Source organism: Micromonospora sp. DSM 43699 (genome assembly GCF_055517075.1).
Map to the genome: position 1 here is coordinate 36117 of NZ_JBTMMT010000034.1, position 12529 is coordinate 48645.

General features: G+C 69.8%; 10 protein-coding genes and 1 pseudogene. 7 read left to right on the top strand and 4 right to left on the bottom strand.

Features of this window, described 5'->3' with window-relative positions; genetic code table 11:
• Position 1: 1 nt before the first annotated feature.
• The 7 genes from AC0AIB_RS17815 (at position 2) to AC0AIB_RS17845 (ending at position 8523) form a co-directional block, all read left to right on the top strand.
• Entirely contained in the window at positions 2–688 is a 687-nt protein-coding gene (locus tag AC0AIB_RS17815; RefSeq protein ID WP_091241742.1) for a response regulator, read from the top strand.
• Positions 689–877: 189 nt separating this feature from the next.
• Complete coding sequence (locus AC0AIB_RS17820) at positions 878–2074, top strand: thioester domain-containing protein (protein WP_465097099.1); 1197 nt, start codon at positions 878–880, stop codon at positions 2072–2074.
• Positions 2075–2775: 701 nt separating this feature from the next.
• Entirely contained in the window at positions 2776–4419 is a 1644-nt protein-coding gene (locus AC0AIB_RS17825; protein WP_328343018.1) for a peptide ABC transporter substrate-binding protein, read from the top strand.
• 147 nt (positions 4420–4566) lie between these two features.
• Positions 4567–5493, top strand: a complete 927-nt coding sequence (locus tag AC0AIB_RS17830; protein WP_328343020.1) for an ABC transporter permease — start codon at positions 4567–4569, stop codon at positions 5491–5493.
• Entirely contained in the window at positions 5486–6463 is a 978-nt protein-coding gene (locus tag AC0AIB_RS17835) for an ABC transporter permease (RefSeq protein WP_328343022.1), read from the top strand. Before AC0AIB_RS17830 ends, AC0AIB_RS17835 begins: the two co-directional genes overlap by 8 nt.
• Before the next feature lie 19 nt (positions 6464–6482).
• Positions 6483–7517, top strand: coding sequence for an ABC transporter ATP-binding protein (locus tag AC0AIB_RS17840; RefSeq protein ID WP_328349037.1), 1035 nt, complete (start codon positions 6483–6485; stop codon positions 7515–7517).
• Positions 7510–8523, top strand: coding sequence for an ABC transporter ATP-binding protein (locus AC0AIB_RS17845; protein WP_328343024.1), 1014 nt, complete (start codon positions 7510–7512; stop codon positions 8521–8523). The genes AC0AIB_RS17840 and AC0AIB_RS17845 overlap by 8 nt, the downstream gene beginning before the upstream one ends.
• Positions 8524–8651: 128 nt before the next feature.
• On the opposite strand, the gene AC0AIB_RS17850 is transcribed toward AC0AIB_RS17845, so the two are convergent.
• The 4 genes and pseudogenes from AC0AIB_RS17850 to AC0AIB_RS17865 form a co-directional block, all read right to left on the bottom strand.
• On the bottom strand, positions 8652–9020 hold the full coding sequence (locus tag AC0AIB_RS17850; RefSeq protein ID WP_328343025.1) for a chorismate mutase: 369 nt from the start codon (positions 9018–9020) through the stop codon (positions 8652–8654).
• A 331-nt stretch (positions 9021–9351) separates the two neighbouring features.
• Positions 9352–11202, bottom strand: coding sequence for a bifunctional metallophosphatase/5'-nucleotidase (locus AC0AIB_RS17855; protein WP_465097100.1), 1851 nt, complete (start codon positions 11200–11202; stop codon positions 9352–9354).
• A gap of 105 nt (positions 11203–11307) precedes the next feature.
• Positions 11308–11502, bottom strand: a complete 195-nt coding sequence (locus AC0AIB_RS17860; protein WP_442930617.1) for an aromatic-ring hydroxylase C-terminal domain-containing protein — start codon at positions 11500–11502, stop codon at positions 11308–11310.
• 39 nt (positions 11503–11541) lie between these two features.
• Positions 11542–12128, bottom strand: a pseudogene (locus AC0AIB_RS17865) (FAD-dependent monooxygenase); the annotation flags it as partial.
• Between the last annotated feature and the right edge of the window lie 401 nt (positions 12129–12529).

A 12529-nucleotide genomic window follows, 5' to 3' on the forward strand; every position in this document is an offset into this window, starting at 1 on the left:
GATGGCGGAGCAGTCGATGGAACCGGGTTCGGACGCCCCGGCACGGGTGGAGCGGTTGCGGGTCTTCCTCGTCGACGACCACGCCATGTTCCGGGCCGGGGTCAGGGCCGAGTTGGGCGCGCACGTCGAGGTGGTCGGGGAGGCGAGCACGGTGGCCGAGGCGGTCGCCCGGATCGCCGCGACCGGGCCGGACGTGGTGCTGCTCGACGTACACATGCCCGATGGCGGCGGGCGGGCGGTGCTGGATGCGATGCGCCGCAGCCATCCGCAGGTGAAGTTCCTGGCGCTGAGCGTGTCCGACGCCGCCGAGGACGTGATCGGGCTGATCCGGGCGGGTGCCCGGGGTTACGTCACCAAGACCATCTCCCCGGACGAGCTGACCGACGCGATCCGCCGGGTCGCCGACGGTGACGCCGTGTTCAGCCCCCGGCTGGCCGGCTTCGTGCTGGACGCCTTCGCGGCCCGGCCGGACGCCCCGGTCGCCGACCCGGAGCTGGACCAGCTCACCAACCGCGAGCGCGAGGTGCTGCGCCTGCTCGCCCGGGGGTACGCGTACAAGGAGATCGCCAAGGAGCTGTTCATCTCGATCAAGACGGTCGAGACGCACGTGTCGAACGTGCTGCGCAAGCTCCAGATGTCCAACCGGTACGAGCTGTCCCGCTGGGCGGCGGACCGACGACTCGTGTGACTTCGGCCGGCCCGACCGGTCACACCCCTCATTCCGGGAAGATCACCCCAGGGGCTGACAAGAGATCAATTCGTGTCGGATAATGCCCCGTCGCCTTCGCGCGTGCGGGTGGTGCCACGACCCCGCGGGACGGCGACGCACGCGGCCCACCGGTAGCGGGCCACCCCTGGGGAGAGGTGCACGGAACTGATGTTCGTTGAACGAGGACGACGCTGGGCGGGTCTCGCCGCGGCGCTCGTCACCGGTGGCGCGCTGGTGCTCGCCGCAGCCGGTCCGGCCACCGCCGAGCCGGCCACGAAGGGCGTGGCCCGCGCGGTGCCGGGCACCGGCGTCACGCTGAAGCTGGACGGTCGGACGCAGAAGACCTCGGCGCTGGCCCTGGAGTTGAAGGACGGCACCGTGCCGGTCTTCTGCATCGACTTCCACACCCCGGTGGCCCGCGACGGCGAGTACGCCGAGGGCACCTGGGGTCAGTCGGAGGTGAAGAACCTCGGCCGGGTGCAGTGGGTGCTCACCCACGGCTATCCCAACGCCGACCGGGCGAAGCTGCTCGCCGCGGCCGGGGCCACCCTGCCCGGCGGGCTGCCCGACTCCCGCCGCGACACGCTGCTCTACTTCGGCACCCAGACCGCCGTCTGGCACTTCAGTGACGGCGTCGCCCTGGGTGACTGGGAGCGGGGGCTGACCGCCGCCGCCGAGTACGACGTGATCCGGCGGGTGCACGACTACCTGGTGCGCAACGCCACCGAGCAGCCGGAGCCGAAGGCCGAGCTGAGCCTCGACCCGGCGTCCGCCACCGCGACCACCGGGGGTCGGGCCGGGCCGTTCACCGTGCACGGGCCGGCCGGGGAGATCGCGCTGAAGGTCGACGGTGGGAACGCCGTCGACGCCGAGGGCCGTCCGGTCGGCACGACCACCAACGGCGGCCGGTTCTGGCTGACCGCCACCGCCGCCGGCCGGGTCACCGTGACCGTCTCCGCCCCGGACTCGGTCTCCTTCGGGCGGGTCTTCCTCTTCTCCGGTGGCAAGAACGCCAAGCAGAAGCTGATCCTGGGTGGGAGCACCGGCACCTCGGTCACCGCCGCGGCGGCGGCGAGCTTCGCCGCCGCCCCCGCGTCGCCGTCGCCGTCGGCCTCGCCGTCCGGGTCCCCGTCGCCGTCGCCGTCGGCCTCGCTGTCCGGGTCGCCGTCGCCGTCCAACCCGGCGGAGTCCTCGTCGGCGCCGGCCAGTCCGGCCCCGTCGACCTCGCCGGCCAGCAACGACGGCGGCCTGCCGCTGACCGGGTCGCCGATCGCGCTGGCCGCGCTGGCCGGGATGGCCCTGCTCGCCTTCGGAGCGGTGGCCGTCCTGCTGGTCCGCCGCCGCAGGGTCCGCTTCACCGCCTGACGTACGCGGTACCTTCCGGCCCCGGCACCCGATGGTGCCGGGGCCGGCCCGGTTCTCCGGCCTTCCACCGGCGCGGGGCCGACGGTCGACGCGCCGGTGCTCCCGGCGGTCCCTCTTCCCGGCCAGTGACCCCGCACACAGTGCGCGAGCTGGATTTCTTCGTCCGCCCGGCTGGATCCCGACGCCGCCCGGTGGAAGTCGACATCCCCCGGATGGGCAAAAACGGCCAACGCTCGGTGGACCTCGGAACGTCTCAATCGGGGTGGCGGGCAACCTCACACCGCTTGACCCGTGGTCGTGGGCCGGTCGAGCCGACTTGCTGTCTTTCCTGCTCAGAGCGGTACGACCAGGGCATCTCATGATCTTTTCTCAAGTATCGGCAACGCGGCACCCGATTAACGGCTTGATAACGGCACCTTCACGTAATGGGCCGGTGGGTGTCACAGTTGCAGCACCTCACCCTCGAAGCGAGGCGCCCCGCACGTCCTGCCTGCCCCGCTGCTGCACGCGCGCGTGGCCGTCGAGTCTGCGTGGCGTCGCGCGTGAGAGGTGGGGTGGCCCGGCGGATCGGTCCCCCTGGGGTGTCCCGATTTCTCTGCGGTAAACCGGTGACCTGCGAAAACGAGGTCGTCGGCGGCGTCACCCCCCATACGTGCGTGAAACCCACGACGGAACTGGCTAGAAAGAGGAGGCCCCTCGGAATGAGAGTCTCGAAGCGGGCAACCGGCGTCATCGCGGTCGGCATGGCCGCCGCGCTGGTCGCCAGCGGTTGCTCCAGCAGTGACGGCGGCGGTGAGAGCGACACCGCCGCGACTGCGGACGGTGCGATCACCATCCACGGCGTCCAGCCGCAGAACCCGCTGGTTCCGGCGAACACCACCGAGACCGGTGGCGGCAAGATCATTGACGACCTGTGGACCGGCCTGGTCGAGTACCCGAATGACGGTGGCGCCCCGCGCAACGCGTTGGCCGAGTCCATCGAGACCAAGGACTCCAAGGTCTTCACCATCAAGATCAAGAAGGGTACCAAGTTCCACGACGGTACCGAGGTCAAGGCGGAGAGCTTCGTCAAGGCCTGGAACTGGGCCGCCTACAGCCCGAACGGTGCGGCGAACGGCAGCTTCTTCGCCGACATCGCCGGCTACGACCAGGTCACCTCGGTGGACCCGGACGACGACGGCCCCAAGAAGGCGCCGGAGCCGGCCGCCAAGGACCTGTCCGGCCTGAAGGTCGTCGACGAGCAGACCTTCGAGGTCACCCTGTCCGCGCCGACCGCGGTCTTCCCGACCAAGCTCGGCTACGGCGCGTTCATGCCGCTGCCGGACGTGTTCTTCACCCAGAAGTCCGAAGAGTTCGGCAAGAAGCCGATCGGTAACGGCCCGGTGAAGTTCGTCTCCTGGGAAGACAACGTCTCGATCAAGCTGACCCGGTTCGACGACTACAACCTGCGCGACAAGGTCAAGGTCAAGGACGTCAACGTCAAGCTGTACCAGGACGAGAACGCCGCCTACGCGGACCTGCTCTCGGGCAACCTGGACTTCCTGGAGTCCATCCCCACCTCCGCGCTGGCCGGCGAGAAGTACAAGGCCGACCTCGGCTCGCGGGCGCTGAACACGGTCACCCCGACCACCGCCTTCATCGCGTTCCCGATCTACGACAAGCGCTTCCAGAACCCGAAGCTGCGTCGCGCCGTCTCGCTGTCGATCAACCGGCAGGACATCTCGGACAAGATCTTCTTCGGCACCCGCAAGCCGGCCGACAGCTGGGCCAACCCGCTCACCCCGGGCGCCCCGGCCGGCAACTGCACCTCCTGCAAGTTCGACGCCGCGCAGGCCAAGCAGCTGCTGACCGAGGCCGGTGGCTTCACCGGTGAGATGGTCTTCTACTACAACGCCGACTCCAGCCACAAGGACTGGATGGAGGCCGTTGCCCAGCAGGTCAAGACCAACCTCGGTATCGAGGCGCGGGCCGAGGGCATCCCGACCTTCGCGGTGTTCCGCCAGGGCGTCGACGCCCACACGATGAAGGGCCCGTACCGGTCTGCCTGGCAGCAGGACTACCCGGACATCGAGAACTGGGTGAACCCGCTCTACGTCAAGGGTGGCTCCTCCAACGACGGCCTCTACAGCAACCCCGAGGTCGACGCCGGCGCCAAGGCCGCCAGTGGCGCGCCGAGCCTGGAGGCCTCGCACCAGCAGTTCGCCGAGGTTCTCAAGAAGGTCGACGCTGACGTCCCGACCATCCCGATCTACTTCTACGGCCAGCAGTCCGGCCACTCGGAGAAGATCAAGAAGATCGAGCTGAACAACGTCGGTGAGCTGGACCTCTCCTCGGTCGAGCTCTGATCCGTCCGCGCTGACCCCGGGTCGGGCCCGCCACATCCGGCGGGCCCGGCTCGGGGCAGTTCCGCGAGCAGGGTGTCACCACATCCGCTCGCACGTTGTCACCCCGTGTCGGCCGTCCGACGCGCCCCCTGTCTGGAGGACCACCCCATGGGCCGCTATCTCTTGAGACGGCTGCTCCAACTGGTGCCGGTGTTCATCGGCACCACGTTCATGATCTACGCGCTCGTCTGGGCCGTGCCGGGCGACCCGTTCGCGGGCAAGTGTGGCGAGCGGAGATGCCCGCAGAACTACATCGACTTCATGACCGCCAAGTACCACCTCGACGAGAACGTCTTCGTCCAGTACGCGATCTACATGCAGAACCTCCTCAAGGGCGACTTCGGGCAGACGTACAGCGGCCAGTCGATCAACGACATCATCGCGACGGCGTACCCCAACACGCTGAAGCTCGCCCTGGTGGCCCTGGTCATCGAGGCGGTCATCGGTCTCACCGCAGGCGTGCTCACCGGCCTGCGCCGCAACGGCTTCCTGGACAACCTGGTGCTGGTCTCCACGCTGTTCCTGATCGCGCTGCCGGTCTTCGTGGTCGGCTTCGTGCTGCAGTGGCTCTTCGGCGTGCAGTGGGGCATCGTCAAGCCGACCGTCTCCAGCGAGATGCTCCTCTCCGAATTGATCATCCCCGGCTTCGTGCTGGGCAGCGCGTCGACGGCGTACATCGCCCGGGTGGCACGGACGAGCATCGCCGAGAACCGGCGGGCCGACTACGTGCGTACCGCGATCGCCAAGGGTCTGCCGATGCGCCGGGTGGTCGGGGTGCACCTGCTGCGCAACTCGCTGATCCCGGTGGTCACCCTCCTCGGCACCGATCTCGGTGCCCTGATGGGCGGTGCCATCGTCACCGAGGGCATCTTCAGCATCAACGGGATCGGCCGGCAGGTCTACCGGGCGATCGTCACCAAGGAGAGCGCTACCGTTGTCTCCATCGTGGTGGTGCTGGTGCTGGTCTACCTGCTGATGAACCTGCTGGTCGATCTGCTCTACGCCGCCCTGGACCCGAGGATCCGTTATGAGTGACCCCTCTACCGCCTCGATCGTCAGCACTCCCCGCGCCGAACAGCCGGGCCAGATCGGTGCTCCCGCCGACGCCGGCCTGCCGGAGGGCGCCCGCAAGGAGAAGCCCCGCGGCCTGCTCGACGACGCCTGGCGCGACCTGCGCCGTAAGCCGCTGTTCTGGATCTCCGCCTTCTTCATCCTGCTGTTCGTCGTGATGGCGGCCGTCCCGTCGCTGTTCAGCTCCGGCGACGCGGTGAACGGCAGCCTCACCAACAGCCTGGGCAAGCCCTCGTCGACCGCCTGGTTCGGCTACGACGTGCAGGGCCGTGACGTCTACGCCCGGGTCATCTACGGTGCCCGCGCCTCCATCCTGGTGGCGTTGCTGTCCGTGGCCGGCACGCTGCTCTTCGGCGGACTGATGGGGGTCGTCTCCGGCTACCGCGGCGGCTGGGTGGACGCGCTGCTCTCGCGGATCGCCGACGTCTTCTTCGGCCTGCCGTTCGTGCTCGGTGCGATCGTCATCCTGACCACGTTCAACGGGTCCGGGACGAGCAACAGCAAGTGGAAGATCATGGGCCTGGTCATCGCCTCGCTGGTGCTGTTGAGCTGGCCGGTCGTGATGCGGCTGATGCGCTCCTCGGTGCTGTCCACCAAGGAGGCCGACTACATCATGGCGGCCCGGGCGCTGGGCGCGGGCAACGGGCGGATCATCCTCAAGCACCTGCTGCCGAACTGTCTGGCGCCGCTGCTGGTGTACGGGACGATCATGGTCGGCTCCTTCATCGGCGCCGAGGCGACGCTCTCCTTCCTGGGTGTCGGCCTGAAGAGCCCGGTCGTGTCCTGGGGCATCATGATCAGTGAGGCGCAGAACTACCTCCGAGTCGCGCCCTACCTGCTCTTCTTCCCCGCCGCGTTCCTCGTCACCGCCGTGCTGAGCTTCGTCATGCTCGGTGAGGCCGTCCGCGAGGCCCTCGACCCGAAGCTCCGATAGGGGAACTGAGTTGTCCGAGATTCTCGTTTCCGAGCAGTCCGCGCCCGGCGCCGACGGACCCGGCCGCCCTGCGGGCCGGCTGCTCGAGGTCGACGACCTGCGGGTGGAGTTCCGCACCCGGGACGGCGTCGCCAAGGTCATCAACGGAGTCACGTACCACGTCGACGCGGGGGAAACCCTCGCCGTGCTCGGCGAGTCCGGCTCCGGCAAGAGCGTCACCGCGCAGACCGTCATGGGCATCCTGGACATGCCGCCGGGCTTCGTCACCGGTGGTCAGGTCCGCTTCCACGGCAAGGACATGCTCACCATGTCCGCCGAGGAGCGCCGCCGCATCCGCGGCGAGGGCATCGCGATGATCTTCCAGGACTCGCTCTCCGCGTTGAACCCGGTCTTCACCGTCGGGTTCCAGATCGCCGAGCAGTTCCGGGTCCGGCGCGGGATGAGCCGCGCGGACGCCAAGAAGCGCGCGATCGAGATGCTCGACCAGGTCAAGATCCCGAATGCCAAGGGTCGGTTCAGCAACTTCCCGCACCAGTTCTCCGGCGGTATGCGGCAGCGCGCGATGATCGCGATGTCGCTCGCGCTGGACCCGGAGGTGCTGATCGCGGACGAGCCGACCACCGCGCTGGACGTGACCGTGCAGGCCCAGATCATGGACCTGCTCGGCGAGCTCCAGCGGGAACGCCGGATGGGCATGGTCCTGATCACCCACGACCTCGGCGTGGTCGCCGACGTCGCGGACCGGATCGCGGTCATGTACGCCGGCCGGATCGTCGAGGAAGCCGACGTCTACGACCTGTACGCCAAGCCGGCGCACCCGTACACCCACGGTCTGCTCAACTCGATCCCCCGGCTCGACGAGAAGGGGCAGGAGCTCCGGACGATCAAGGGCCTGCCACCGAACCTGATGAACATCCCGCCGGGCTGCCCGTTCAACCCGCGGTGCCCGATGGCGCAGCCGGTGTGCCGCGAGAAGCTCCCCCCGCTGCTGCAGATCCGCCCCGGCCGGGCCAGCGCCTGCCACTTCGCCGAGGAGCTGGTGAACCGTGACTGAGCACATCATCGAAGTCCGTGACCTGGTCAAGCACTACCCGGTCACCCGGGGCATCGTGCTCAAGAAGACGATCGGTCAGGTCAAGGCCGTCGACGGCGTCTCGTTCGAGCTGAAGGCCGGCGAGACGCTGGGGGTCGTCGGGGAGTCGGGCTGTGGCAAGTCGACGCTGAGCCGGGTCCTGATGAACCTGGAGAAGCCGACCGCCGGCACGGTGCTCTACAAGGGCCAGGACATCTCCAAGCTCTCCGGTGGCGCGCTGCGGCGGCTTCGCCGGCAGATCCAGCTGGTGATGCAGGACCCGTACACCTCGCTCAACCCCCGGATGACAGTCGGTGACCTGATCGGTGAGCCGTTCGAGATCCACCCGGAGGTCGCCCCGAAGGGCAGCCGCCGGGACAAGGTCAGGGAACTGCTCGACCTGGTGGGCCTCAACCCGGAGCACATCCACAGGTACCCGCACCAGTTCTCCGGTGGCCAGCGGCAGCGCATCGGGATCGCCCGCGCGCTCGCCCTGCGCCCCGAGGTGATCGTCTGCGACGAGCCGGTCTCCGCCTTGGACGTCTCGATCCAGGCCCAGGTGATGAACCTGCTGGAGAAGCTCCAGAACGAGCTGGGCCTGTCGTACGTCTTCATCGCCCACGATCTGTCCGTGGTGCGGCACCTCTCCGACCGGGTCGCGGTGATGTACCTCGGCAAGATCGTGGAGATCGGCACCGAGGACGAGATCTACGAGCGGCCGACCCACCCGTACACCCAGGCGCTGCTGTCGGCGGTGCCGGTGCCGGACCCGACGCTGCGGGACAACAAGGCGATCATCCGGCTCACCGGTGACGTGCCCTCCCCGATCAGCCCGCCGTCGGGCTGCCGGTTCCGCACCCGGTGCTGGAAGGCGCAGGACGTCTGCGCCGAGCAGCCGCCGCTGCTGGAGATCCGTCCCGGCTCGGACCACCCGAGCGCCTGCCACTTCGCCGAGAAGCGCGAGATCGTCGCCACCCACGAGGCGTGAGACACCCCGGGCCGCCTGCCACCGTCTGTCCGACGGCGGCAGGCGGTTCGTCATCTCCCCACCCGGTCTGCCGCCCTGCGCCGGCCGGGTGCGCCGTGCCCGGCGCGGGTGCGGGCGCGGTGGCCGGTCTACAGCGGTCCGCGCCCGGCCCGCAGCAGCAGCAGCGCGAGCTGGGTGCCGTCGGCCCCCAGCTCGCTGCGGAAGCGTTCCAGGATCTCCCGTTCCCGGGAGAGCACCAGCCGGGTGCCCCCGGAGGCCATCCGGGTCACCCCGACCTCCTGGGAGAGCGCCGCGCGTTCCTGCCAGAGCGCGATGAGCGTACGGTCGATCTCGTCGATCCGTTCCCTGATCGCCACGATCCGCTCGGCCGCCGCCGTGTCACCGGTGCCGGTGCGGGCAGCAACCGCTCCGGCCGGTTCGGTTCCGGCCGGTTCGGTTCCGGCCCGGTCGTCGTGCCGCGCGGGGCCACCGCTGGACTCCACCACGTCAGTCATCATCGTCGTACCCCTCGGGTCTCGGGTCCGGTGCCCGGATCCCGGGACGAAAAAGCCCCGGGCTCTCCGAGCCCGGGGCTTTCGTAGGTCCTGTCGATCAGGCGCGACCCACGGCTGCCGGACTCCCGGTGCCGTAGTAAAAGTAGGACCGCCTATCGATCACGCTGTCGAGTATGCCGACCGGGGGCCGGTCCGCGCAAGCAGACCTCGGTTCTCCCGCACGGATGGTGCCGGGACGACCGACGGGCACCGGCGGCAGGGGGCCCGTCCGGCCCCGCCCGGGCGGGGTTCCACCGCACGCGGGCGGGAGCCGGACAGGGCCCCTGCGTACCGGTCAGCCGAGGCGGGTGATGCGGTCCGCCGCGGTGGGGGCCACCGGCTCCCCGTTGCCCAGGTACGCCACCAGGGCGTCCACGTCGAAGCCGGGTGCCGTGGTCCGGCCGGCGCCGCCCGCCAGCTCGGTGAACCCGTCCCCGCCGTTGGCGAGGAAGTCGTTCGTGGTGACCCGGTAGCTGCCCGCCGGGTCGACCGGGCTCCCGTTCAGGGTCAGCGCGCTGACCCGCGAACCGGCCGCCGCGGTGCTGTCGTACGAGTAGGTCAGCCCGGCGGACGGCTGGAGGATGCGCTGGGCGGTCTGCCCGTTGAAACCGACGAACTGCTGCTCCAGCACGTTCTTGAGCTGTGCGCCGGTGAACGTCTGGGTGACCACCAGGTTGTTGAACGGCTGCACCGTGAACGCCTCGCCGTAGGTCACCTCGCCCGGCGCCTCACCACCGGTCGACGCCGCATACGACAGGGAGGCCCGGACGCCGCCGGGGTTCATCAGCGCGAGCTGCGCCCCGTCACCCTTCGTGTACGCCAGCTGCGCGTCGGCGATCACGTCACCCATCGGGCTCTCCCCGTTGGGCCGGGCGTCCCGGACGATGTCCGCGCTGATCTTTCCGACCACCCGGTTGGCGATCGGGGCGACGGCGGTGCGGTACTTGTCGGCCAGCGCCTTCGTGCCCGCGTCCACCAGGGCCGGGTTCTTGGCGAACACGCCCCCGGTCTGCTGCCAGCTGCCGTCGGCGTTGCGCACGCCGTTCTCCACGATCACGTTCTTGGCGGTGATGCCGGTGAACCGGCCGGTACGCCGGTCCAGCGAGTAGTCGATGTCGGTGACCAGCTGCCCGTTGTTGCCGGCGCTGGTGACCACGCTCGGCCTGCCCGAGGAGTTCGGCAGCGAGCAGGAGTAGAAGCGGTGGGTGTGCCCGGAGACGACCACGCCGAACTCCGGCCGCAGGCCCTTGACGATGTCCACGATCGGGCCGGAGAAGTTGGCGCAGTCGGAGACGCCCGGGGTGGTCGGCGGCGCGGACTGGGTGCCGCCCTCGTGCACCAGCAGGACCATCGCCTTGACCCCGAAGAGCTTGAGCAGGCCACCCCACTTGTTGGCGGTCTGCACCTCGTCGGCAAAGGTGACGTCCTTGATGCCGGCCGGGTTGACGATGCCCGGGGTGCCCTCCAGGGTGACCCCGACGAAACCGACCGGCACGCCGCCGACGAACTTCACGTCGATCGGGGGCAGGATCGGCAGCTTGGTCTTCTTGTTGATGGTGTTGGCGGCGAGGTAGGTGAACTTCGCACCGGCGAAGCCGTCGCCGTCCTGGCAGCCGTCGACCGGGTGGCAGCCGCCCTTGTTGATCCGGAGCAGCTCCTTGACGCCCTCGTCGAACTCGTGGTTGCCGACCGAGCTGACGTCCAGGCCCACCTGGTCCATCAGTTCGATTGTGGGTTCGTCGTGGAACGCGGCGCTGACCAGCGGGGAGGCCCCGATCAGGTCGCCGGCGCCGACGGTGGTGGTGACCCGACCCTCGGTCTTCGCCTCGGCACGCAGCTTCTTGAGCCAGGTGGCGAGGTATTCCACCCCGCCGGCCGGGGTGCCGTTGACGGTGGCGCCGCTGCCACCGGGTGGGTCGATCGCGCCGTGGAAGTCGTTGTAGCTGAGGAACTGACCCTTGACCTCGCTACCCGTCGCGGTGGCGTACGAGACGGCGACCGGAGCGAGGCCGGCCCCGGGGGCGGCGTCGGTCGGCTGCGTGGTGGCGCGGCCGGTGATGGGCAGGCTGGCCACGACGGCCAGGGCGAGGGCCGGCGCGGCGAGGTGACGCAGCACGGCCCGACCGCGCGAGCGCGGTTGACTCATGGTTGTTCTCCCAAGTCGTCTTCGGGGGAGCAGGCGGGGATTTCCCGCGTCATCGTCGCGCCTCGGGGACGAAGATGCCAGTGGGGCCACCGTGACAGCTTCGTCTCAGTCCCGACCGACGCTCTCGTCGGGCGGCAGGAGTGCCGCTGCGCTCGGCGGATGGTGGCACTGCGGGTCGCCGAACCAGGTTTCCAACGCGGCCAGGAGATGGTGGTCACCGTCCGGGCCGAGCGCCCACGCGACATAGCCGTCCGCTCGGACGAGCAGGGCGCCGGCGGGTGGCGCCGCCCAGCCGTGCACCTGCGCGGCGAGTTTCCAGCCGAGGTTGGCCGCGTCCTGGAGCCCGAGGTTGAGACCGGGCGCACCGACCGCGGGAGCACGTGGGCGGCGTCTCCGGCGAGGAACACCCGACCGCGCCGGTACGAGTCCGCGACCCGGGCGTTCGCGGCGTACCTGCGGCGCAGCAGGTGCGGCCCGGCGGTGGTCGGCGCGGCAAGCGGTAGGTCCCGGCCGAGGACCCGGTGCAGGCTGGCGCGCACCTCCCCGATGCTGACCGGGCTCTCGGCGGCGATCGGGGGCCCGTCCCACTCGATCACCGACACCATCGACACGCCGGGGCCGTGCGGCACCACGACGTGGGCGCCGCGTTCGGTGCGGTGCCAGGCGTACAGACCGATACGGTCCCCGTCGGGCAGCACGATCTCGGCGGTGGCGGCGTCGACCGACGATCCCGGCAGGGTGACGTGTGCGGCACGCGAGACGACGCGCGGATCGGTGGAACCGGAGAACGGAACCCCGATCCTCCGGCGCACCTCGCTGCGGGCGCCGTCGCATCCGACGAGATATCCCGCGCGTATGTCGTAACCGCCGTCGGGGCCCTGCACCCGCACGGTCACGGCATCGTCACCCTGCCGCAGTTCGTGCAGCCGGTGCCCGCGTCGTACCTGGACGCCGAGATCGCGAGCCCTTTCCTGACATGAATCCCGCTCCTGTCACGAACCCCGCTCCTGACACGAACCCCGCTCTCTATGCGGGAGCGGGTGAGAGGTGCCTGTTCCGCGTCCTTTGGAGCTGATGACGTCAACGATTCGGGGTTCCCGAGCGGTCGAGTCGGTAACGTCATCAGCTCCAAAGCCTCTGCCGTGACGGCCGGTCCGGCCTCGGTTCCGGCCTCGGTTCCGGCCTCGGTTCCGGCCTCGGTTCCGGCCTCGGTTCCGGCCGGACGGGGTCGGCGTGGCGCCGGTCCGGTCCGTGGCTCGGTGGTGCGGTGGGCGGAGTGCGGTGGTGGGCGGACTCCGGGTGGTGAGTGTGCGCTCGGCGTCCTGTC